Raw genomic sequence first — 23,292 nt, 5'->3', positions numbered from 1 at the left:
AAGGACCCGATAACAACGAGGCAGGCTGAAACCTGTCGGGAGAGAGACCATGACCCTTGTGGACCATGCGGACCATGCCGAGCGCAAACAGGCCCTTTCGGCCATTGCCACCACCAAGGCGCTGAGCCGAGCCGATTACGGCGCGGATTTCGGTGGCGCGGAGGTGCGCGACTATATCGCCCTGCTCAAGCCGCGGGTGATGTCTCTGGTGATCTTTACCGCCCTCGTTGGCCTGATGGTTGCTCCCGGTCATTTGCATCCTTTGGAAAGCCTCATCGCCATTCTCTGCATCGCCATCGGCGGAGGGGCCTCCGGGGCGCTCAACATGTGGTATGACGCCGACATCGACGCCGTGATGAAGCGCACCGCCAACCGGCCCATTCCGGCAGGGCGCATCACGCCGGGTGAAGCCCTCAGCTTCGGCTTGACGTTGTCTGTCGGTTCCGTGCTGATGCTCGGCCTGCTGGTCAACTGGCTGGCCGGTGGGCTCTTGGCCTTCACCATTTTCTTCTACGCGGTGGTCTACACCATGTGGCTGAAGCGCCGCACGCCGCAGAACATCGTCATCGGTGGCGCTGCCGGGGCGTTCCCGCCGATGATCGGCTGGGCGGCCGTTACCGGCACGGTCAGCATAGAGTCCATCGTACTGTTTCTCATCATCTTCATGTGGACGCCCCCCCATTTCTGGGCGCTGGCCCTCATCAAGAGCGATGACTATCGCGCCGCCAAGGTGCCGATGCTGCCGGTCGTGGCGGGGGAGGCTGTGACCCGCTCGCAGATCCTCATCTATTCGCTGCTGCTGGCGCCCATCGGGGTGCTGCCTGCACTGCTCGGTTTCGCCGGTGTCACCTACGGAGCCCTGTCCGTGGCGCTGGGTCTCTTGTTCATCGGGGCAGCCTTGCGGGTCTATACCATTCGCGAGGGAAGCCTGGCCAGAAAGTCCGCCGGACAGATGTTCGGTTTCTCCATCCTCTATCTTTTTCTGCTTTATGCGACGCTGCTCTTCGAGCGCCTCGCGGGACTTCCAGCGCTGCCCTCGCTCCTCTGAGCAAGCGGCAACCGGAACCTCATGACCCTGTGAAAGGACATTGTCATGGCTGAAATCATCGAACGGGTCACCCTGACCGACACCCAGAAGAAGCGCCAGCGTCGTCGTTCCATGGCGATTGCTTTCGCGCTCGGCGCTCTGGTTCTCATTTTCTACGCCATCACCATCGTCAAGATGGGGCCGGGCGTGATGAACCGGCCGCTTTGAACCGGCTGGCGCAACAGGAAAGTGTGATCCGATGAGCGAACAGAACACGATAGAGAAAGGCGAGACCCGCCCGGTCGACAATGCCCGCGCCAACCTGCGTCTGGCCTATGGGCTTCTGGGCTTTGTTGGCGTGATGGTCGGCATGGCCTACGCCGCCGTCCCACTCTATTCGCTCTTCTGTCAGGTGACCGGCTATGGCGGTACGACGCGGGCGGCAACCACTGCCCCGGCGGCCCCGATTGCCCGCAAGATGACCGTGCGTTTTGACGCCAACGTATCCGGCGGGCTCAGCTGGACCTTCCGGCCCGAGACCAAGCCCGTGACCCTCAAGGTGGGCGAGACCGGCGAGGCCTTCTACAAGGTGGTCAATCAGGGCCAGCATGCGTCCGCCGGAACCGCCACCTTCAACGTCACGCCGCAGGCTGCGGGTGCCTATTTCAACAAGCTGGAATGCTTCTGCTTCACCGAACAGACGGTCAAGGCAGGCGAGACCAGCCACATGCCGGTGATCTTCTTTATCGATCCCGATATCGACAAGGATCCGGATCTCAGATTCATCGACACCATCACCCTGTCCTACACCTTCTTCCCGCTGGAAAAGGAACCCGCCGACAAGGCGGCCAAGGTGGGCGGTAGCCCCGCACCCACCGACAGGACATCGACGCGCTTGGGAGGAGCAGACAATGGCTGAGGCTCATAGCAAGAACCACGACTATCACATCATCGACCCCAGCCCCTGGCCGATCATCGCCTCGGTGTCTGCGTTTGTCATGGCAATCGGCGCGGTCACTCTGTTCCACGGCGGCACCAGCCTCATTCTGCTGGCGGGCCTTGTCGGTGTGCTTTACACCATGCTTGGCTGGTGGCGCGATGTCATCAGGGAAGCTCATGAAGGGCACCACACGCCGGTGGTTCAGCTGCATCTGCGCTATGGCATGATCCTGTTCATCGCCTCGGAAGTGATGTTCTTCGTGGCGTGGTTCTGGGCTTTCTTCGATGCCAGCCTGTTTGCCGATGAGGCCAAACAATATCTGCGCACGGAATTTCTTGGTGGTGTCTGGCCTCCCAAGGGGCTGGAAGTCATCGACCCGTGGCACCTGCCGCTTTTCAACACGCTGCTGCTGCTGGCTTCCGGCACTACGGTGACATGGGCACACCATGCACTGCTGGAGAACGATCGGGACGGGGTCAAGAAAGGGCTGGCGCTGACCATTCTGCTCGGCGCCGTCTTCTCGGCGGTCCAGGTCTATGAATATGTTCACGCCCCGTTTGCCTTCAAGGAAAGCATCTATGGCGCCACCTTCTTCATGGCGACCGGCTTCCACGGATTTCATGTGTTTGTCGGCACCATTTTCCTGATTGTCTGTCTCATCCGGGTCTACAAGGGCCATTTCACCCCTCAGCAGCATTTCGGCTTCGAAGCGGCTGCCTGGTACTGGCACTTTGTTGACGTGGTCTGGCTGTTCCTGTTCACGGCCATCTATGTCTGGGGCAATTTCGGCGGCACCATCGGCCATTAGGCCGGTGCCGCGCACCGCTCGGCCGGTGCAGGAAGGAAGGATCATGGCGGAAAGTGGCGGCAGCGTTGCCCGCACGGCCCTCGCGGGCAAATGTCCGCGCTGTGGCAAGGGCAGGCTCTACAGGAGCTTTCTCAAGGTTGCCGACAGATGCGATGTCTGCGGCCTTGACTATGGGTTCATCGACAGCGGCGATGGACCAGCCGTCTTTGTCATCATGATCGTCGGCTTCATCTCCACCGGTGGACTGCTCTATACCGAGTTCACCTATGAACCTCCGGTCTGGCTGCAAGTGATCATCTGGGCACCGGTCGCCATCCTGCTGTGCCTTGCCTTCCTCTATTGGCTGAAAGGGGCGCTCATCGCTCAGCAATACCGCACCAAGGCCGAGCAGGGTCGGCGGATCAGTGATGCAGGATCAGACTGACCAGATCTGGCACGATCTCTTCCCACCCGGCAACGGATGTTAAAAAGGACAGGCCTCCCATCGCAAAAACGGAAATGGCGTTGAACAGCGTGATGGTGATCAGCGCCACCCGCTGCCAGGCCTTGTGATAGAAGGCGAGGCTGATGTTGGCCACATTGATCAGGAAGATCACCGGCAATGCTACCGCCAGCGTGCGCAGGTTTGGCTCGAACAGGCCGATGATCGCCACCCCGATCTGCACTGCCAGCGGAAAGAACAGATTGAGTGAGAAGAAGACAAGGGCAAAGCGGGCAGGTTGGGAGCGCATGGCAGCAAATCCTCTTTGCACGGGGGCTTGAGCGGATGTTGGATGGCACGAAGGCCGAAATGCCTGTAGCCTCCCGTCTGGTAGCACAAAGACATGAGGAGCGTGTGGGAAAAGTGATGTCCAGAGCGAAAATCTGGCTGTTCAGCCTGAGTGCCCTTGCCGCTTTTATCCTCCTTGTCTCGCTGGGCAACTGGCAGGTGCGACGGCTGGCCTGGAAGGAGCAGCTGATAGCAGATGTGAACAGCCGCGTCGCTGCATCCCCTGAGGGTGCTCCGGGGCCGGACCAATGGACAGGTCTTCAGCCCGATGCAGCGGTCTACCGCCCCGTGCGTCTTGTTGGTCACTATGACCACAGCCACGAGGTTCATGTCTGGTTTGCCCTCAATGAGCCGCGTGGCGGCCCGCTGAGAGGGCCCGGCTATCTCATCATGACCCCCTTCATCACCACCGATGGCTGGCAGGTGATCATCAATCGCGGTTTTGTGCCCGAGCGGCAGAAGGAGGCGCAAAGCCGTCCGGAAACATTGATCTCCGGTGACGTGACGCTCACCGGTCTCATGCGGTTTGACGAGCCGAAAAACTGGCTGAGCCCGAAGGCGGACATGCAGAAGAATGTCTGGATCGTCCGGCAGGTCGGCGAAATGGCAGCCTATCTCGGCATGGCCCCGGCTACCACCGCTCCCTATTGGGTTGATCTTCTCAAGGGGCAGGGGGTGCCATCCGGCCTTGAAGGGGTGAGCCTGCCGCAAGGGGGAGAAACCCGCATCAGCTTCCGCAATAGTCATTTGCAATATGCGCTCACCTGGTATGGGTTGGCGGCGGCGCTGGTTGTCATCTTCCTGCTTTTCCTGCGGAAAAGCCGCAGCAAAAGCCAGCCGTCTGAGCTGGAACAGGCGGCTGGGGGCAAATAATTGGTCCCCGCCCATTGACCTTGTTCGCCCAAAGGTCCACATGAAGGATTTCGTGCGTCCTGCCGGTTTCAGACCTGTCAGGTGGCACGCTTCGGGTTGATGCTGACGGATAGCAAGGATGGACAAGATGCTGGTGATTTTTGATTGTGATGGCACGCTGGTGGATACGGAAATCATTTGGGCCAAGGCATCCATCGAGGTGTTTCAGGAAGAAGATCTTGATATGGATCTGGAAACCTACAACAGCACCTATGCCGGCATGACCAATGCCGAGATTGTCCAGCTCATTGAAGAGGAACTCGAGCGTAACCTGCCGTTCGATATTCTGGAACGAATCGATGATCGCGCCATGCAGAAGATCGACACGATGAAGGTCATCGAAGGCGCACACGAGATGCTCGATCAGCTCGACTACCCGCGCTGTGTCTGCTCCAACACCGCCTCGGATCGGCTGGAGAGCAACATGCGCCGTGGCGACCTGTGGGATCGCTTCCGCCCCTATGTCTATTCAGCTATGGAAGTAGGTACCAAGCAGCCCAAGCCAGACCCGAACGTCTTCCTGCATGCGGCAACGGTTCTTGAAACCGATCCGGCCGATTGCATCGTCATCGAGGACAGCACCCACGGGGTTCAGGCTGCCTGTCAGGCAGGGATGCGGGTGATTGGCTTCATTGGCGCCAGCCACAGCTACCCCGGTCATGGGGAGCATCTGATGGATGCCGGAGCGGAAACCGTTGTGCGCCGTCTCGTCGATATTCCGGCGACCATCGAAGCGCTGAAGAACTGGCACGAGAAATAAGCGTCTCCGCGGCAGCCGCCGCGACCGGTTGGACTGGCAGCCTTCCTACCGGTCTTGTGTTGCAGAATGGGCTTGAGCGGCAGCTTTTTGCCGCTCTCTGCCAAAACCACACCTTAACGGTCAATTAAGTATAAAACTATAATTCCAACCAATTCCGGCTTCCTCTCGCTCCACCCGGGAGCGTTTTACTATTTGTGAATGCCCCTTATGGTTTGATTTGGCCAAACAGGGGTGAACAATGGCTCGACGGGGAAATATGGAGGGTGCATTCGCAAGATTGCACCTCAAACTGGTTTGCGGCATCATCTTCTTCACGGTCACATGCCTGGAGGCATATTCGGCATTTGTTTATGCCGATGAGCTGAGCCAGCCGCAAAGCGACGTCATCCTGACAGTGACGGGAAGGCTCGACAATCACAATGCCAATGGCGCAGTGCTTCTTGATCGCCCGATGATCGAAAAAATCGGCCTCCGAGAGCTTCAAACCCGTACCATCTATTCCTCAACTCCCCATCTGTGGCATGGCGTGCTGATGCGCGATCTTCTGGACTATGTCGGTTCGATGGGCGAACAGGTGGAGTTTCGCGCCCTTGATGGTTACAGCGTCACCATCCCCATCAAGGATTTCTACGACCATGATGTTCTGCTCGCCATTCGCAAGAATGGTGAGGATCTGAGCATCCGCCGGCGCGGCCCGACACGGCTCATCTATCCTCGGGATTTGGATACATCTCTTCTTGATCCGAAATACGCCGCCCGTTCCGTTTGGCAAATCGAGAAGATGATTGTGAAATGAGACTGTATTCCAGGGCTCTGGCCACCGCTTACTTGGTTTCTGTCATTGCACTGCTGGTACTGGAGTTCTACCAGTTCCAGAAGGTGGACCGGTTGCGTGGTCAGATTGCGCAGAGCTATGAGATGATTTCCGGTCGCGATGAAGGCATTCGCCTTGAGCTGGAGTATCGACGCTTCAGGAGTATCGTTGCCAAATATGCGCTGGGCGTCAATCTGGGGGCGCACAATGCTGGATCGGATGAAAAACCGGATGGCAGCAGTGGCACTACACAGGATGTCTCCCACCAGATGGTCCACAATTGGTTTGACATCCTCTGGAGCCGTGCCTTTAGCATCAATACCATCAGTGTTGATATCCCACCAGAACAGCATGAGCATTTCAACCAGATGATGTCCGGCCTGCGGATCTCCCTGCGGGCTGTTGACCAGCTCGTTCAGTCTCTGGAACCGGGCGACTTCATCAAGTATCAGAGGATCGATCGGCAGTTGGCCCTTTATGAGGATGACATTTCGTCCATGGCCGCCGTCATCGCCCAAACCAGGGTAAAGCGGGCGTCACAGCTGCAGCATCGTCTTGACGATGCGCTGAAGTCGATGAACGTGATGCTGCTTTCCTCGGCCGTCGGCGTGATGCTGATCCTCACCCTGTTCGGAACCGAAGCCTACCGAGCACGTAAGGAAGAGATGAGAATAAAAGGGCGGGAGGCTCGTGTGCGCTTTCTGGCCGAACATGATCCCTTGACCGGCCTTGGAAACCGCTCCTTCCTCAATCAGAAAATGAACCAGTTCATCAGGATCGCGGAGGAAACCGGCAAGGGCTTCAACCTGGTCCTCTTCGATCTGGACAAGTTCAAGGACGTCAACGACACATTTGGCCACCCCATGGGAGACCGGCTGTTGAAGAATGCTGCGGCGCGCCTGATCAATATCTTCTCACAGGAAAATGACATCGTCGTGCGCCTTGGGGGCGACGAGTTTGCCATTCTCCAGTGTGCAGACTTTGCTGAAACGGAACGGTCGGTGATCAAGGCGATCAATGCCTTGAGCTCAGCGTTTGATCTGTCCGGCAACGACATTCGGATATCCTCATCTGCTGGCATTTCGCGCTATCCGGATCTGTCCAGTTCATCCGATGAGCTGCTGCGCGATGCCGATCTGGCGCTGTATGAGGCAAAGAGCAGGGGACGTCAGACCTACTCGCTCTATGAAGCCGGCATGAGCGTCGCCATTCAGAATCGGGTGCGTCTGGAAGCTGACCTCAGGCATTCGCTGCTGCATGGTGGCAAGGGACTGGAGGTCTACTATCAGCCGCAGGTGACCCGCAATCTGGAAAACGGTCGATGCTGCATCACCGGTGTGGAGGCACTGGTGCGCTGGTTCCATCCCGAACTTGGCCAGATTCCGACCATGGAATTCATCGAGATCGCAGAAAATTCCGGTCTGATTGGAACCCTGTCCGACTGGATTTTCCGCGAGGCCTGTAGCGATCTGGTGAGCTGGCACAAGGCGGGGCACAAACTGCACCTGTCCATCAACCTCAGCCCTCACCAGCTGAACAACTCCAATCTTGATGCGGAACTGATGGAACTGCTAGACAACACGGGCTTCGATCCCAACTATCTGACCGTCGAAATCACCGAAAGTGTTGATGTGCAGGATACCCGCAAGGCCGCGAGCATGCTGTCGCGCCTGTCGGCAAAGGGGATTTCCCTCGCCATGGATGATTTCGGTACGGGTTACTCGAACCTTGGCTATCTCAAGAGCCTGCCGCTCAATGTTCTCAAGATCGACCGCTCCTTCGTGCAACAGATCGAAGAAAAGGAAGAGGACCGCAAGCTGGTGCGCGGCGTCATCAATCTGGCGCGTGGCATGGGGCTGAAGGTTGTGGCAGAAGGGGTCGAGACGGAAAAGCAGATGCTGTTCCTGCAGGCCCAGCGTTGTGATATTTTCCAGGGCTACCTGTTCGGAAAGCCCATGCACAAGTTGGCGATTCTGGCGATGCTGTCCGGTGTCAATCTGGCCAGCGGCACCAGAGCCCCGGAGGCGGAAGACCCGCAAACCCCGCAAGGGTTGGGGGAGACCACTGCGGGGCCGACCCGCCCGGAACTGACCCTCATCAAGGGCAGATTGCGATAGGGTCAGCCCGGATGGGGCGACACAAGGCAACCGAAAAACAAAGGCGCGGTAGCCAGAGGGCTGCCGCGCCTTTTGTCAACCTTTTGACGAGAAGGCTATTCCTGCTCGGCGACGAAGGCCTTGTAGTCTTCTTCGTTCATCAGATCATCAAGCTGACTCTTGTCGGCGATCTTGATCTTGAAGAACCATGCGTCGCTCTCGGCGTCGCTGTTGACCAAAGCTGGCTCGTCTTCCAGAGTCTCGTTGACTTCGGTCACTTCGCCGTCGATTGGTGAGTAGACTTCGGACGCGGCCTTGACGCTTTCCACAACGGCGGCTTCTTCGCCTTTTTCCAGTTCGCGGCCAACTTCGGGCAGTTCCACGAAGACGACGTCGCCGAGCTGCTTCTGGGCAAAGTCGGTGATGCCGACGGTAGCAAATTTGCCGTTCACTTCAACCCATTCATGGTCTTCGCTGTAATAGGTGGTCATGTGTGAGTTCCCTTGTCGATATGCAATGATGCTGATTGTTGCTTTGTCGATAAATGCTTGCCGATGGTCGGCTCAGGGTTTGCGAACATACCGTTGCGGAACAAACGGCATGCTGGCGATTTCTGCTTCAAGCGCGCGCTTGCGGACCACCAGATTGATCTTGGTGCCGATGTCAGCGAAGGCTGGCACGACATATCCCATGGCAATCGGGATCTGCAGGGTGGGGGCAAAGCCGCCTGAGGTTACCTGCCCGATCACGTTACCATCCTGATCCTGAATCTCGGCGCCTTCGCGCGCCGGGGCCTTGCCCAGAAGGCGGATGCCGACGCGAATCCGTTCCGGGCCGTCTTGCAGACCCTTGAGGATGCGGTCTGCGCCCGGAAAGGCTCCGTCTTCTCTGCGGCTCTTCTGGATTGCCCAGCCAAGATTGGCTTCCGCCGGGTCGGTGTCTTCGTCCAGATCGTGACCATAGAGGCAGAGGCCGCTTTCAAGGCGCAGGCTGTCGCGGGCACCAAGTCCGGCCGGTTCCACTTCCGGTTCTGCCAGCAACAGGCGGGCCAGCGCTTCGGCATCGCCCGCGTTGCAGGAAATCTCGAACCCGTCCTCGCCGGTGTAGCCGCAGCGGGAAATCCCCACGGCGACACCGTTGATCACATCGGGGGTGTGGCTCATGAAGGAAAGACCCTCGGCCCTTGCAGCGTGACGGCTGAGTGCGTCGACGGCCTTGGGGCCTTGCAGGGCAATGAGCGCCTTGTCATCAAGCCGCTTGAGGGAGATGCCTTCTGGTAGTTTGGCGCTGAGGAACGCATAGTCCTTTTCCTTGCAGGCGCCATTGACGACCAGCATCAGGGTGCCATCAAGGGTCGGGTCTTCCGGCCGTGTCACGATGAAATCATCGATGATGCCGCCCTTGTCATTGAGCAGCACGCTATAGCGCATCCGGCCCGGTGCCAGCTTGCTAAAGGTCGACGGGGTGATGGCTTCCAGCGCCTTGGCGGTGGTGACATGATCCGGTCCCACCAGCAGTGCCTGCCCCATGTGGGAGACATCGAACAGCGCAGCGCTGTCGCGGCAATGGATGTGTTCGGCCATGATGCCGGCAGGGTAGCGCACAGGCAGGGCATAGCCTGCAAAATCGACAAGGCTTCCGCCCAGCTCCTCGTGTAGGGCAAACAGGGGTGTTTTCCTGGCTTCGCTCAGGTCAGCCATTGCATCTCTCTTTCTGTAACGGGCGCCAAAATGCGGCGCTCACGGGTTGCACGGGTGCAGACTGGTCGGCTCCGTGAGGAGTGTCCATCTTGCATCGGTGCCTCCTCTGTCACAGAACCTGAGAGATTTCCCGCCTTCCTTCAGGCTGGCCTGCCCACACGTTCGGGCTTGGGCCAGTCGTCATGAAGACGGCTGCTTCCTTCGGTGAGCCTTGAGGGGAGGGCATGGTCCATGACACCTGCCTTCGAGGCTGCTTTCCAGAGTTCGCTGGTCTGGCGGTCCCTTGTGCCTGAGAGTTTCCGAGGCGGTTGCTCCTTCGGCGCCCTTGCTGCCTTGCCTTGCAAGACTGGGGGGCTCTCCCGCTGACCTGAAGCCAGGCCGCCAATCGGCGGTCTGGTCTGCAGGAACGCGATCGTTTTTCCTGCTCGTCAAAAGTGCTTGGCAGTCCCGGTAAAGTCAAGCCGGGAATACCACGATTGTTCGTCTGCCATCGACAAAATATGTGCGAAACCTCTGCCGGTGGCAGCCAGTGGCCGACGGGCCGGTGGTGTCATTCCCCCGGCGCTGCTCGCAAGCCGTTTCAGGCGCGCTTTTGTGCAAGCACCAGATGACCGTAGATCGGCTTGCCCTCGTCAGAGCGCACCACGATCATCTCGAAATGCTTCACATCCATGTCATTGGCATCCAGCAACTGTCTGATATAACGCTCGGAATGGGCGAACCGCTGCTTGGGGCCAACCTTGTAGGCCGCGCCGTCAAAGGCATCGTCCGGCAGGGTTTCCGAGGAAAAGGCAAACAACCCACCTTCATCCAGACAGCGGGCCACATGGTGGAACTTCTCTTCCAGCTCGCCCAGATAGGGCAAAACATCGGTGGAGACGATGAGATCCCAGCCACGGGATTCACCTTCGCCATCATCCTCGATTTCACTCAGGAACTCGACGACATCGCCCGCATAGAGATCGTCATAGACCTCCTTGTCATAGGCTTCATCCAGCATGCCGGTGGAAATGTCCACGCCGATCATGTTGTCCACCTTGTCCTTCATGGAAATGCCGGTCAGTCCGGTGCCACAACCCAGATCCAGCATGCGGGCAAAGCGCCGCTCCGGCTGGTACTTGACGATCATCTCGCGCACCATCATCGGCACGGCATAGCCAAGGTCATCCACGAGAATTTTTTCAAAGGCGGCCGCATGCTGATCGAACAGGGTGGCGACATAGGCCACTGGCGCCTTTTCCGGCGAAGGGCCGCGCTGCATCGAGGCGAGCCGCACCGAGGCGCCTGCATGGTCATCGGGATCGAGTTCCAGCGCCTTGCGATAATGCTCGGCGGCTTCGTCGAATTTGCCAGCTTTCTCCAGCTCAAGCGCTGTGTTGTATTCCTCTTGCAAGGCGTCTAGGTCAATCTCGGACATGGCCCTCTTCCAGATGTCTTCCCCGCAACAGATGGTGCGGCAGGTTCGCTTTGGCGATAGCTCTACACCGGCCCATAAGTGAGGGCAAGCATCTTGCGCCACGGCAAAGGGTTGGCTAGACAGGGCGCAACGACATGAAGACCGAAGCAGCACGGTCGGAAGGGGCATAAGGAGCCAGCATGGGCAAAGGGGCGATTTACACCGACGGAGCCAGTTCCGGCAATCCCGGGCCATCGCCCTCTACGCCCGCAGCGCATGTGCGCGAGGACGAGAAGACCATTAAGTAAGTCGCCGGAAGGGGCATAAGGAGCCAGCATGGGCAAAGGGGCGATTTATACCGACGGGGCTTGTTCCGGCAATCCCGGGCCATCGCCCTCTACGCCCGCAGCGCATGTGCGCGAGGACGAGAAGACCATTAAGTAAGCCGCCGGAAGGGGCATAAGGAGCCAGCATGGGCAAAGGGGCAATTTATACCGACGGAGCTTGTTCCGGCAATCCCGGGCCATCGCCCTCTACGCCCGCAGCGCATGTGCGCGAGGACGAGAAGACCATTAAGTAAGCCGCCGTAAGGGGCATAAGGAGCCAGCATGGGCAAAGGGGCGATTTACACCGACGGAGCTTGTTCCGGCAATCCCGGGCCATCGCCCTCTACGCCCGCAGCGCATGTGCGCGAGGACGAGAAGACCATTAAGTAAGCCGCCGTAAGGGGCATAAGGAGCCAGCATGGGCAAAGTGACAATTTATACCGACGGAGCTTGTTCCGGCAATCCCGGGCCAGGCGGCTGGGGGGCCCTGCTGACCATCGGGGAGCATGAGAAGGAGCTCTGCGGCGGCGAAGCGGAAACCACCAACAACCGCATGGAGCTGACGGCTGCGATCGAGGCACTTAATGCTCTGAAGCGTCCTTGCGAGGTGGATCTCTTTACTGACAGTCAATATGTCAAGGGCGGGATCACCGGCTGGATCTATGGCTGGAAGAAGAACGGCTGGAAAACCGCAGCCAAGAAACCGGTGAAGAATGCCGAACTGTGGCAGGCGCTCGACGAGGCACTACGGCGTCACAAGGTCGACTGGCATTGGGTGAAGGGACACGCCGGACACGATGGCAACGAGCGGGCGGACGAACTGGCCCGCCGTGGCATGGCACCCTTCAAGGAAAAATCCTGAGCCAGCTGCGCCTCGGAGCAGGCGTCAACAACGCAGCAGCGGCATCAGATTGCTGATATGGGGCTGGGTGGTCGTGCGCACATCTTCGGGCGCGCCTTCAGTGGCCACGCCCATGCGCCGCCCTTTCCGCCAGACGATGCGGACCTTGCTGAGGAGTCCGGCCTTGCGGTCTAGAAGTGACAGGGTTGGCGGTAGTATCGTTTCTGGATCGACTTCCAGTTGCATGCCGCTTCCTGCCTCATTGCGAATGATGCAGTCGGTACTGACCATGAAGCCGCGAAAGAACAGCTTGCCGCCCTTGAAGACGCGGTGACGTTGGTCTTGCCTGCGTTCCTGTTGCTCTTCCATGTTTCTACGCCTTCTGCCTTTGACTTCCACCTTTGCCCAATCGGCCAAGGTTTCAGTGCTGTTTCCTGAATATTAAACTGAGCGCGGTTTTGTTTAAAGTTTCTTAAGAACAAACCTAATGGTTGTATTAACGAGACGTTAAGAAAAAGGCCCGATTTTGTAGTAAATAGATTTTTGTAATCAATTTCAGTGATTTATGGTCTCTCTTGGTTTTGGGGGAGTGCGGGGAACAGTGTAAAACACACGGTCAGGCGGCGTGCCTCAGTCCAAGCAGCGGCTTTTCTCATCCCCATGACCGGTCGAAGCCTGCGTTGACGAACCCACAAATAGAAAAAGGCAGGCCGCAAGGCCTGCCTTCAAGGTCGATGTGTGAGATCGTGCTAGTTATTCAAATCATTTTGCAGACCCGTTCACGGTGCGGTGCCAAAGACTTGGCTTGCTGAGCCGTCGGGTCGCAATTATGGACAGTCGACGAATGTCGGCGCCGGGCAGATGTTCAACCGCAGTCATCTTGCCCCTGAACTGCACACCAGCCCTATCGCCGTTCCGCCAGATGACATCGGCATCAACGATGCTGCCGGTCTTCTTGTCGAGCAGGGAGATCTGTTTGGGCAATAATTGAATGTCGTCACGATCAAGCAGCAGGCTCATGCCAGCTTCGCTCTCGTTGTCGATTTGACAATCAATTACAATATTGAAATTGTCGACAAAGAGCTTGCCGTCCTTGGCGACTGCAGACCTTGTGGTGCGTCTGCGTTCTTCCCTTTGTGTGATTTCACTCATACCAGTTCATCTCTTTGATCAGAACAAGCCGTTGCTTGAAAAGCCTTTCTGAGGCTTTGACGGGCAGTGAAGTATTTTGATCAAATTTTATCAATTTTAACGGGCAGTCGCACCTGGAACCTTATAAGACCGTTAACAAATGGTATACGTATTTCTATGTGTGACCGCGCCTTTCTTGAAACGTGGTTAATGCAGGACCCAATCTGGGGGGTAAGACAGCCTTTTTGCCACCTCTGCCTCCTCGGGGACGCGGCCTTGTTCTGCTCTGAAGTGGGAGCAGGTGGAGAATCTATGGGTTTTTGCGCAAAAGGCCCCTAAAGGATCCGCCAAGGTCAATAAATGAGAACGAACTGAGTACGTCTGGGGATAACAAATTTGGTCGTAGCGGGACGAAAAAAATTAAAAAAAACCTCCTCCAGCATTCTTGACAGAACCTGTTGCTAGATTTCTCAGAGGCTTAAGAAAAGGTTAACTGGGGATTTGTGGATAGGTTAAAAAACGCTTGATGGCTTCAGTGGAAAAGGGCGTGAAAGAATCATTTCCAAATTCTTTCCGGCTTGCCAAAGTAGCTCCACGACATCTTCAGACCGGGGATATTGAGAACAAGCAAGAGGTCTCCGGACCAAACGTGGTTTCACGACAAGTCTCCAAGTAAAAGACGTGTTTGCCGGGGTCAGGTATTCGTTGCCGGGCAAGCGTTCTTTCTGTCGATGGCGGATGCTGATTGCGTTTCTGATGCGGCACATCACCTGGAACGGAATCGGTATAGAGGATGGCAAGACCAAAAATGAAAGGCGAAGCTGACGTGAATAAGACAGACAATGCGGTAGAAATCGGTGCCTATTTTGAGCAGTTCATCTCCAAGCAGGTGGCAAGCGGGCGGTTTTCCAGTGACATGGAAGTCCTGCAAGCCGGATTGCGTCTTCTTGAAGAGCAGGAACTGCATTTTCGTCTCGAAAAGAGCAAGCTGGCAGGCAGCTCGATGGACGAAAGCGGGATGAATGAATCAGAAATGGAAGCCAGTGAAGTCTCCCGGTCTGTGACCGAGGCCATGCGGGCGCTTGCATCTGCTGCTGGCGAACCCGGCCACGTCCTGCCTCCTATTCCCGTTACCAAAGGATTGCTGCGTTCGCAGATCGCTGCGGAGTAAGATCAATTTTGCAGCAATGCCCCTGTCGATGACGGGGGAATGACGAGCCTTTCAGAGAAAGCAGCGCCCCCGCGCTGCTTTCTTTTTGTATCCGGCTCTCGCCGGTCGAGGGTGCCCTCCCGTGCTGCGATCTGGCGACAATCAGATTGCAATCCAGCCAGCAATCCGACCAGCAATCCTGCTGGGCCTTCAAGGCCCTTGCCCTCAAAATGCCGACGATGTAGGGTGCCGCGGACAAAGGGAGTGCGCCATTTGCCTAGACTGCGGCGCCGAGCAATAAGGGCTTGATTGACGTGAAATATGTAAGCACGCGGGGCAATGCGCCCGAACTGGGCTTTTGTGATGCCATTCTGGCAGGGCTTGCCAGCGATGGGGGCCTATATGTGCCAAAGGTTTGGCCGGTGCTGACCGATGAAGAGATCGCTTCGCTCGCAGGCAAGAGCTATGCCGATGTCGCCTTTGCGGTCATGTGGCCTTATGTCGAAGGCGAAATTGCCGAGCAGACCTTCCGCACCATGATCACCGAAGCCTATGCCACCTTCCGTCACGATGCGGTTGCTCCGCTGGTACAGACCGGAGCCAACGAATTCGTGCTTGAGCTGTTCCATGGCCCGACGCTGGCCTTCAAGGATGTCGCCATGCAGCTATTGGCGCGCCTGATGGATTTCGTGCTGGCCGAGAAGGGTGCTCGCGCCACCATCGTTGGCGCCACCTCCGGCGATACGGGCGGCGCGGCCATTGAGGCGTTCCGCGGCCGTTCCAACACCGATATCTTCATCCTGTTCCCGAACGGCAAGGTCTCGCCGGTGCAGCAGCGCCAGATGACATCCGTGCTGGACGACAATGTCCATTGCATCGCGCTCAACGGCAATTTCGATGATTGTCAGGGGCTGCTCAAGGACATGTTCGCCCACACGAGCTTCCGCGATTCCATCGCCATGTCCGGCGTCAACTCGATCAACTGGGGCCGCATCATGGCCCAGATCGTCTATTATTTCTCCGCAGCCCTGTCTCTGGGCGCCCCCTACCGGGCGGTGTCCTTCACCGTGCCGACGGGCAACTTCGGCGACATCTTTGCCGGTTTCGTTGCCAAGCAGATGGGCCTGCCAATCGACAAGCTGATCATCGCCACCAACCAGAATGACATTCTGGCCCGCACGCTGGAAAGCGGCAGCTACGAGGTCAGGGGCGTCACGCCATCGGTTTCGCCGAGCATGGACATTCAGGTGTCCTCCAACTTCGAGCGCCTGCTGTTCGAAGTCCATGAACGGGACAGCGACGCAGTCAACCGCATGATGGCCGGGCTCAAGCAATCCGGCTCCTTCTCGATCGATGAGCAGCCTCTGGGCCTGCTGCGCGCGGGCTTTGCCGCTGATCGGGCGAGCGAGGAAGATACCGCCGCAACCATCAAGACAGTGCTGGCCGACAGCGGCTATCTGCTTGATCCGCATTCGGCGGTCGGCGTTCATGTGGCGCGCAAGTTTGCCGCTGCTGCCAGCAAGGCGGCTGAGGCAAACGAGGGCGAGGATACGCCTTTGGCACCGATGATCGTGCTGTCCACCGCTCATCCGGCCAAATTCCCGGCCGCCGTCGAGGCCGCATCGGGCCAGTATCCGGACCTGCCGGTCTGGCTTGGCGATCTGATGGATCGCGAAGAACGCCTGACGGTCATCGACAACCGGCTTGAGGATGTCGAAGCCTTCATTCTTGCCCGTTCCCGCGCTGCCAATGACAAGGACGCCTGAGGTTCGGGACAAACACTACTCGATCACCAATAAGAGTGCGCGCTCCCGAACCCGTCCCGATCCTTTCCAAAGGCTGAGCGGCAGGGATAAGAGGAAGCGCGCCACCGGTGGCCTCGGCCCGCTTGCGCCGGGGACATCGACCAGGGAGCAAGAACACTCGTGCCAGTCAATATGACCCGGCTTGCCAACGGCATGACCGTCGTTTCCGATCAGATGCCCCACCTCAAGAGCAGCGCCGTTGGCGTCTGGGTCAACGCCGGGTCGCGCTCCGAAGAAGCCAACGAACACGGCATCTCCCATCTGCTCGAACACATGGCCTTCAAGGGCACGGAAACGCGCTCGGCGGTGCAGATCGTGGAAGAGATCGAGTCTGTAGGTGGCGATGTCAATGCTTCGACGGGCATTGAAAACACGTCCTATTTCGTCCGCATTCTGGAAGAGGACCTGCCACTGGCGGTGGATATTCTGGGTGACATTCTGGCCAACTCCACCTTTGATGAAGAGGAGCTGGAGCGCGAAAAGCAGGTGATCATTCAGGAGATTGGCGCCGCCTACGACATGCCGGAAGACCGGGTTTTCGACCATATCCTTGAGCAGGCCTTTCCGGATCAGCCGCTTGGTCGCCCGATTCTCGGAACCCCCGAGACGGTGCAGAGCTTCTCGTCCTTTGATATCGACAATTACATGGCGACCCACTATCACGGCCCGAACATGATTCTGGCCGCAGCCGGTGCCGTTCGCCACGAGGACCTTGTCGAACTTGGCGAGAAGGCCTTTGCCTCCTTCAGCATGACCCCACCCAAGGATTTGCCAATTGCCCATTATCGGGGGGGCGAGAGCCGCGATGTGCAGAAGGATCTGATGGAAGCGCAAGTCGTGCTCGGCTTCGAGGGACGCCCCTTCACCGACGACAATTATTATGTCGCCCAGCTGCTGGCCGCCATCATGGGCGGCGGCATGTCCTCGCGCCTGTTTCAGGAAGTCCGCGAAAAGCGGGGGCTCTGCTATTCCATCTACACCTTCCACTGGGGCTTTGTGGATAGCGGCCTGTTCGGCATTCATGCCGCCACCGCTGCCGAGCATCTGGAAGAGCTGATGCCGGTGATGATCGATGAACTCACCCGTGTCATCGATGACCTGACGCCAGCAGAGCTCAACCGCGCCCGCGCCCAGATCAAGGCAGGGTTGCTGATGGGCACTGAAAGCCCGTCTTCCCGCGCCAGCCAGCTGTCGCGTCAGGTGGTGCTCTATGGTCGCCCGCGTCTTCTGGAAGAAATGGAAGAGACGGTGGCCGATGTCTCCGTTGATGATGTCAAGGCACTGGCCGAGAAGATTTTTTGCCACAGTGTACCGACCCTGTCTTCTGTCGGGCCGGTGCGCAAGCTGATGCGGGTCGATGAGGTTGCCAGCCGTCTGGGCTCGACCAAACCACGGACCTGATCCGCCTTTGCTGACCGCCAGATGGCATCCCCCACGGCTGCGGAGCCGGATGTTTCCGGTGCCGGTTGGCCCCGCGTGCAGATATCGGGGATATTTCGGCAAGAATCGTAACGCTTTTGACACTGAAGGTCTTTCCCTTGCTCCTTGCTGTGCGCTAAGCTCTTGAGAGCGCGGGACGCTGTGCCAGTGGCTCGCATGCTGGTGCAGCTTTGGCTCAGGCCGTCCGGTGGGGGAGGGCAAGTTGGAAAGGCACGGACATGGTCCCGGATAAGGTAACCCGTTTCAGGTTGGGAAGGTCCATTTCGACGGAAAGCATTTTCTCGACGGCGGTCGGTGCCGTTCTGGGAAGGGGCTCTCTGCGCGGTGCCGTGCACCCCAGGCTGATGGGACGCCGCGTCTATCTGCGCCACCCGACCAAAAGCGATTATGCCCAATGGACCAGAGTGCGGGCAGACAGCGCCAACTTTCTCAAACCGTGGGAGCCGATCTGGCCGCGCGATGACCTGACGCCCAGAGGCTTTCGTCGGAGGCTCGACCAATATCAGCGTGACCGCAAATCAGGTCGCTCGTTGCCTTATCTCATCTTCGATGCCAGAGACAATCGGCTGCTTGGTGGTGTCAATGTTTCCAACATAAGGCGAGGCATCTGTCAGACTGCAACCATAGGCTACTGGATGGGAGCCGATTATGCCGGACAGGGCTACATGAGCGCCGCCTTGGCCTTGCTTCTGCCCTATTTGTTTGATTGTCAGGGGCTCCATCGTGTCGAGGCAGCCTGTTTGCCAACCAACGATGCTTCGATTGCCGTGTTGAGAAAGGCCGGCTTCCAGATGGAAGGCAAGGCCCGAAGCTATCTCTGCATCAATGGCGCATGGGAAGATCATCTGCTTTTCTCTGCCCTGCGCAGTGATGTCATGATGTCTGTCGGTTTCTGAAAAGACTGGATGAAATGAGAGCCCAAAAGGCGATTCCGTAGGGTGCTGCGGAGCGCCATTTGTGCGTGGCAAAGGCGGAAAGACCAGATGAATAACAACCATATACGGGGAAACTTTGCCAGCCTGCCCGACAAAGCAGCCTTTTCCTTTTAAAAAGGCACGAAATTGAGAATTTCGCCTTGTATGGCGAAGAGCAAAATTTTAACTATGGTGCACTGCATCCGCATGGATGCTGATTGAGAGAGGGCCCCTGGTGAATCGCGTATCCGTCCTGATCATATCTCTTCTGGCCATGATGCTTGGCTTGGTGGCCACGTCCGCAGCCTGGGCTGTGGAAGCGGTTGATGTCAACGCTGACACAAAAGTTCTCAAGCTGGACAATGTGGTCGAGTTTTACGAAGGGGATCAGGATCGGCTTCAGGTATCAACAGCGCCAGGACCAGACGGTATCGTTCGCCGGATCGAAGTGCGAGCCCGCCAACAGGGCGTTGTGCCCGGCTGGTTCGTTTTCGCCCTCGCCAACAATACCGATCGCCAGATCGACCGCTATCTCGTCGTGCCCCATTTCCGCCTGTCCGGCTCCGGCCTGTTGAAGCCCGATCTGGGCGCGCGCCGAGTCTACGCCATTTCCACCTCGCAGGGCTTTGCCCCTGAACGCATTGCCGATACCGAGGCCGATGTTTTCCGCGTCACGCTCGACCCGGGCAACGTGGTCACCTTCGTGGGCGAACAGAGCGCCAAGAGTCTCACCAGCCTCACCCTGTGGCAGCCGGAAGCCTACAAGGACTATGTCAACAGCTACACCTTCTATCGCGGTATCGTGCTGGGCATCGCCGGTCTTCTGGCGCTGTTCCTGACCATCCTGTTCGTGGTCAAGGGCGCAGCCATGTTCCCGGCCGCAGCCCTGCTGGCATGGTCGGTGCTGGCCTATCTGGCCATCGACTTCGGCTTCATGGGCCGGCTGTTCGACATTCCAACAGCCCACGAGCCAATCTGGCGCGCCGTGGCCGAGGTGGCTTTCTCTGCCTCTATCCTCATTTTGCTGTTCACCTATCTGACGCTGCATCGCTGGCATGTGCGCTATCTGCACGCCTCTGGCGTCTGGCTGCTGTTCCTCATTGTCGTGCTTGGGGTGGCGCTTTATGACCCCTCGCTCGGTGCCGGAATTGCCCGCCTGTCGATGGTGATCACCTCGGTTGCCGGTTTTGCCGTCATCCTCTATCTGGCCTACACCGGCTTTGACCGCGCCATCATGCTGATCCCCACATGGATCCTGCTGCTGCTCTGGCTGTTGGCTGCCGGTGCCTCGGTTGCCGGTCTGCTGGACAATGACCTCGTGCAACCAGCGCTCAATGGCGGCTTGGTTCTTCTGGTGTTGCTGTTCTGCTTCACCATCATGCAGCATGCCTTCTCGGGCGGCATTCTCGCGCAGGGCATCGTTTCCGACAGCGAGCGCCGGGCGCTGGCGATCGTCGGCTCCGGTGACATGGTCTGGGACTGGGACGTGCCGCGCGACCGCATGCACACCTCCCGCGAGGCCGAAAAACTGCTTGGCCTCAAACGCGGCGCCCTTGAAGGGCCAGCACGGGACTGGCTCGACCTTATCCACCCGCAGGACAAGGACCGGTTCACCACGATGCTGGATGCCGTCATCGAGCAGCGCCGTGGCCGGGTCAATATGGACTTCCGCCTGCGCGCCGAAGATGGCCACTACCACTGGTTCCAGTTGCGCGCCCGCCCGGTTGTCGGCACTGATGGCGAGGTGGTCCGCTGCGTCGGTACACTGCTTGACACGACCAACCAGCGCACCGCAGAAGAGCGGATGCTGCATGACGCCGTACATGACAACCTCACTGGGCTTGCCAACCGCGAGCTGCTGCAGGATCGTCTGACCGCCGCCATGAACCGCACCAAGGCGGAAGGCGCCGCCCGTCCGGCAACCCTGCTCATTGACATCGACAATTTCCGCCATATCAACGACAACTATGGCCTGTCGGTCGGTGATTCCATCCTGTTGACGGTTGCCCGTCGCCTGACCCGACTGTTGAAGGTGCAGGATTCGATTGCCCGCTTCTATGGCGATCAGTTCGCGATCATCCTGTTGTCCGAACAGCAGCCAGAGCGCATTGCCGTTTTCGCCGATAGCGCCCGCAAGGTGCTCCGGGCGCCGATTGTCTTTGGTGAACGGGAACTGAGCCTGTCTGTCTCCATCGGCATTGCCATTCATGACATCCAGAGCCACGCCACTGCGGCGGATGTGATCAACGACGCCGAGCTGGCGCTCTATCACGCCAAGCGCATGGGCGGGGACCGCATTGAGCCGTTCCGCCCGTCTCTGCGCCAGCAGGGCAAGTTGCGCGGTCCGCTCGACAAGGATCTGCAGTTTGCCCTTGAGCGCAAGGAGTTCGAGATCGTCTACCAGCCGATTGTCAGTCTGGAAGACCGCATGATCAAGGGCTTCGAGGCGCTCAGCCGCTGGCACCACCCGCAGCGTGGCCTGATCTCGCCTGCCGAGTTCATTCCGGCCGCCGAACGCACCGGCTTCATTCTGCCGCTGGGCCTCTACGTGATGGAGCAGGCTGCCCGCCAGCTCAATCACTGGCAGCAGTCTCTGGAAGGCATGGACCAGCTCTTCATGAGCGTCAATGTGTCGTCCCAGCAGTTGCTGCGCCATGATCTGATCAATGACGTCAAAACCATCCTGTCGCGCTCAAGTCTCAACACCGGTACCCTGAAGCTGGAGTTGACCGAGAGCCTTGTGATGGAAAACCCCGAATATGCCTCTCAGGTGCTGACGCGTCTGCGCCAGCTCGGGGCCGGGCTTTCCCTTGATGATTTCGGCACGGGTTATTCGTCCCTGTCCTATCTGCAGCATTTCCCGTTCGATACGCTGAAGATCGACAAGAGCTTCGTCACCAGTGACAAGGGCACCTCACATGTCATCCTGCAGTCCATCGTCCGGCTGGCCCACGATCTGGACCTCAGTCTGGTGGCGGAGGGCGTCGAGAGCGAACGCTCGGTTGAACAGCTGAGCGCCATGGGCTGCCCGCTGGGGCAGGGCTATCTGTTCGGCAAGCCGCTGACGGCAGACGAAGCGGAAGTCATGCTCGGCAAGCAGATCGAGCTTGCGCGCCAGATGCAGCTTGAAATGCAGGCCCGGCGCCAGAAGGCCGCGCAGGAAGCGGCTGCCCGCAAGGCCGAGGAAGAGCGCAAGAAACGTGAAGAGCAGCGTCGCAAGGAGATTGAGGAACTGGAACGCGCCCAGGCGCATGCCCGGGCTATCGCGGCCCAGAGCCTGAAGGAGCCCGAGCCAGCCACCAAGCCTCAGCCAAAGGCAGAAGAAGCGAAATCCCAGGAGGACGAGTCTCTGGAGGCCATGCTGGCCGAAAGCCTCGCCTTCGATCTGGAGGGGGACGAGACCGCATCTCAGCCTGCTGCGGGCAACACATCCAAAGAGGCGAAGGCTGATCAGGGCAGGCCGTCGGAAGGCAAGTCTGTCGAGGACAAGGCGGCCGCACCGGCCCATGCGCATCTGAAGGCTGCCGGTATCACAGCCGCTGCCGAACGCGCTCTTCAGACGAAGGCTGCTCCTAGACCTCAGCCACAGCCCCCAGTATCATCTCAGACGCCTGCGCATGGCCAGCAACCCAAGGCGGCTCCGGCGACAGCCGTTAGTGCAAACCGCAACAACGGCGGCAAACCGCATCCGGCAGCACCCGCCGCGCAGGCAAGAAACCTCTCTCTGGAACTGGAACAGTCGCTGGAAGCAGCCGTCGGATCAGCCGCTCAGAAGACCGTGACCGACATGTCCGCCGCTGGCAAGGCTCAGGCGGTCAAAGCCAAGGCAGCAGAGACCCTCGGTTCCCTGCGCGACAAGGTCAGTGGTGCCAAATCTCTCTTCTCCAACCCGTTCAAGAAGGCGGAAGGCAGCAAGAAAGAAGCCGAAGCAAAGGCCGCACAGACAGGTTCCAAGGTTCCGGCTCATCGTGATGCGCGTCCCGTGCCCATGCCGAAACTGGCAGAGGCCCACCGTCCGGGGGTTGATGCTGCCCGTCAGGCTCAAACCCAGCCGGTGCAGTATGGGGCTCAGGGGGCACAGGGGGCACAGGCTCCCCGTCCAGTGCCTGCTCAGGCTCCTGCACAGGCGGTTCATCGTCCGGCTCCTCATGGGGCACCGCATGCGGTCCCGCAGGGCACGCAACCGCGTCCCGCGCAGCAGCCTGTTCAATCGCCAGCACCGCGTGAGGCACAGCGAGCCACACAGAATGGACCACAGGAAGCCGCTTCCCGTCCCATCCAATCGTCTGCTCAACAGGCAGGGCCGACCATTCATGCGCCGCAGGGCATGGACGAGCGAAAGGCACCGCCGCAGGGGCCAAGACTCCATACTCCCGACAACGGCGGGCCACAGCAGAGCCATGCCAATGAAGGCAATCGCCATGATGCCCATCCTGGCGACGGGAAGGCTGCATTGATGGGGA

20 protein-coding genes, 1 pseudogene and 1 riboswitch are annotated in these 23,292 nt (G+C 58.7%); of the genes and pseudogenes, 15 read left to right on the top strand and 6 right to left on the bottom strand.

Annotated features, from left to right (window positions below; all coding sequences use genetic code 11):
- Positions 1-49: 49 nt before the first annotated feature.
- The 5 genes from DSL70_RS05155 to DSL70_RS05140 are packed head-to-tail and all read left to right on the top strand — an operon-like array spanning position 50 to position 3,199.
- Entirely contained in the window at positions 50-1,048 is a 999-nt protein-coding gene (locus DSL70_RS05155; RefSeq protein WP_119306842.1) for a heme o synthase, read from the top strand.
- A gap of 45 nt (positions 1,049-1,093) precedes the next feature.
- The gene (locus DSL70_RS22170) at positions 1,094-1,255 is read left to right on the top strand and encodes a hypothetical protein (protein ID WP_162916371.1); all 162 of its coding nucleotides are present in this window, start codon (positions 1,094-1,096) and stop codon (positions 1,253-1,255) included.
- A gap of 31 nt (positions 1,256-1,286) precedes the next feature.
- Positions 1,287-1,946 carry a cytochrome c oxidase assembly protein gene (locus DSL70_RS05150; RefSeq protein ID WP_119306841.1) on the top strand — a complete coding sequence of 220 codons (660 nt, stop codon included), beginning with the start codon at positions 1,287-1,289 and terminating at the stop codon, positions 1,944-1,946.
- Positions 1,939-2,775: a cytochrome c oxidase subunit 3 gene (locus DSL70_RS05145; protein WP_119306840.1), complete on the top strand. Its 837-nt coding sequence runs from the start codon at positions 1,939-1,941 to the stop codon at positions 2,773-2,775. The genes DSL70_RS05150 and DSL70_RS05145 overlap by 8 nt, the downstream gene beginning before the upstream one ends.
- Positions 2,776-2,818: 43 nt before the next feature.
- Positions 2,819-3,199, top strand: coding sequence for a DUF983 domain-containing protein (locus DSL70_RS05140; protein ID WP_119306839.1), 381 nt, complete (start codon positions 2,819-2,821; stop codon positions 3,197-3,199).
- Here DSL70_RS05140 and DSL70_RS05135 read toward each other — a convergent pair.
- Positions 3,177-3,506 (bottom strand): hypothetical protein, encoded by a 330-nt coding sequence (locus DSL70_RS05135; protein ID WP_119306838.1) that lies wholly within the window; start codon positions 3,504-3,506, stop codon positions 3,177-3,179. The genes DSL70_RS05140 and DSL70_RS05135 overlap by 23 nt on opposite strands.
- Before the next feature lie 116 nt (positions 3,507-3,622).
- Between DSL70_RS05135 and DSL70_RS05130 the strand changes: the two genes are divergently transcribed.
- From DSL70_RS05130 to DSL70_RS05115, 4 genes are all read left to right on the top strand, one after another.
- Complete coding sequence (locus DSL70_RS05130; protein ID WP_162916370.1) at positions 3,623-4,417, top strand: SURF1 family protein; 795 nt, start codon at positions 3,623-3,625, stop codon at positions 4,415-4,417.
- A 127-nt stretch (positions 4,418-4,544) separates the two neighbouring features.
- Positions 4,545-5,216 carry an HAD family hydrolase gene (locus tag DSL70_RS05125; protein ID WP_162916369.1) on the top strand — a complete coding sequence of 224 codons (672 nt, stop codon included), beginning with the start codon at positions 4,545-4,547 and terminating at the stop codon, positions 5,214-5,216.
- A 238-nt stretch (positions 5,217-5,454) separates the two neighbouring features.
- Complete coding sequence (locus DSL70_RS05120) at positions 5,455-6,012, top strand: putative pterin-binding protein (RefSeq protein WP_119306835.1); 558 nt, start codon at positions 5,455-5,457, stop codon at positions 6,010-6,012.
- Positions 6,009-8,147: a putative bifunctional diguanylate cyclase/phosphodiesterase gene (locus DSL70_RS05115; RefSeq protein WP_119306834.1), complete on the top strand. Its 2,139-nt coding sequence runs from the start codon at positions 6,009-6,011 to the stop codon at positions 8,145-8,147. Before DSL70_RS05120 ends, DSL70_RS05115 begins: the two co-directional genes overlap by 4 nt.
- A 95-nt stretch (positions 8,148-8,242) precedes the next feature.
- Here the strand turns inward: DSL70_RS05115 and gcvH are convergent, their stop codons facing one another.
- The 3 genes from gcvH to DSL70_RS05100 all read right to left on the bottom strand — a co-directional run bounded on the left by gcvH (position 8,243) and on the right by DSL70_RS05100 (position 11,243).
- On the bottom strand, positions 8,243-8,617 hold the full coding sequence (gene gcvH, locus DSL70_RS05110) for a glycine cleavage system protein GcvH (RefSeq protein ID WP_119306833.1): 375 nt from the start codon (positions 8,615-8,617) through the stop codon (positions 8,243-8,245).
- A gap of 72 nt (positions 8,618-8,689) precedes the next feature.
- Positions 8,690-9,826, bottom strand: a complete 1,137-nt coding sequence (gene gcvT / locus DSL70_RS05105; protein ID WP_119306832.1) for a glycine cleavage system aminomethyltransferase GcvT — start codon at positions 9,824-9,826, stop codon at positions 8,690-8,692.
- Between the two features lie 266 nt (positions 9,827-10,092).
- A riboswitch (glycine riboswitch) is annotated at positions 10,093-10,198 on the bottom strand.
- A gap of 208 nt (positions 10,199-10,406) precedes the next feature.
- Positions 10,407-11,243 carry a class I SAM-dependent methyltransferase gene (locus tag DSL70_RS05100; protein WP_119306831.1) on the bottom strand — a complete coding sequence of 279 codons (837 nt, stop codon included), beginning with the start codon at positions 11,241-11,243 and terminating at the stop codon, positions 10,407-10,409.
- A gap of 723 nt (positions 11,244-11,966) precedes the next feature.
- On the opposite strand from DSL70_RS05100, the gene rnhA reads away from it, so the two are divergent.
- On the top strand, positions 11,967-12,410 hold the full coding sequence (gene rnhA, locus DSL70_RS05095; RefSeq protein WP_119306830.1) for a ribonuclease HI: 444 nt from the start codon (positions 11,967-11,969) through the stop codon (positions 12,408-12,410).
- A 24-nt stretch (positions 12,411-12,434) separates the two neighbouring features.
- Here the strand turns inward: rnhA and DSL70_RS05090 are convergent, their stop codons facing one another.
- Positions 12,435-12,758 carry a PilZ domain-containing protein gene (locus DSL70_RS05090; protein WP_119306829.1) on the bottom strand — a complete coding sequence of 108 codons (324 nt, stop codon included), beginning with the start codon at positions 12,756-12,758 and terminating at the stop codon, positions 12,435-12,437.
- Between the two features lie 393 nt (positions 12,759-13,151).
- A complete protein-coding gene (locus DSL70_RS05085; protein ID WP_119306828.1) occupies positions 13,152-13,541 on the bottom strand; it encodes a PilZ domain-containing protein in 390 nt (129 codons plus the stop codon).
- Positions 13,542-14,346: 805 nt separating this feature from the next.
- On the opposite strand from DSL70_RS05085, the gene DSL70_RS05080 reads away from it, so the two are divergent.
- From DSL70_RS05080 to DSL70_RS22525, 5 genes and pseudogenes are all read left to right on the top strand, one after another.
- Complete coding sequence (locus DSL70_RS05080; RefSeq protein ID WP_162916368.1) at positions 14,347-14,691, top strand: type II toxin-antitoxin system ParD family antitoxin; 345 nt, start codon at positions 14,347-14,349, stop codon at positions 14,689-14,691.
- A 293-nt stretch (positions 14,692-14,984) separates the two neighbouring features.
- The gene (thrC, locus tag DSL70_RS05075) at positions 14,985-16,436 is read left to right on the top strand and encodes a threonine synthase (RefSeq protein WP_119307275.1); all 1,452 of its coding nucleotides are present in this window, start codon (positions 14,985-14,987) and stop codon (positions 16,434-16,436) included.
- A gap of 159 nt (positions 16,437-16,595) precedes the next feature.
- Positions 16,596-17,876 carry a M16 family metallopeptidase gene (locus DSL70_RS05070; RefSeq protein ID WP_162916367.1) on the top strand — a complete coding sequence of 427 codons (1,281 nt, stop codon included), beginning with the start codon at positions 16,596-16,598 and terminating at the stop codon, positions 17,874-17,876.
- 383 nt (positions 17,877-18,259) lie between these two features.
- Positions 18,260-18,811 (top strand): GNAT family N-acetyltransferase, encoded by a 552-nt coding sequence (locus DSL70_RS05065; RefSeq protein WP_119307274.1) that lies wholly within the window; start codon positions 18,260-18,262, stop codon positions 18,809-18,811.
- A gap of 229 nt (positions 18,812-19,040) precedes the next feature.
- Positions 19,041-21,929: pseudogene (locus tag DSL70_RS22525) on the top strand (EAL domain-containing protein); the annotation flags it as partial.
- Positions 21,930-23,292: the final 1,363 nt, after the last annotated feature.

Source organism: Cohaesibacter haloalkalitolerans, assembly GCF_003574655.1.
GTDB classification, from domain to species: domain Bacteria; phylum Pseudomonadota; class Alphaproteobacteria; order Rhizobiales; family Cohaesibacteraceae; genus Cohaesibacter; species Cohaesibacter haloalkalitolerans.
This window is presented reverse-complemented; position numbering and strand designations above follow the sequence as displayed.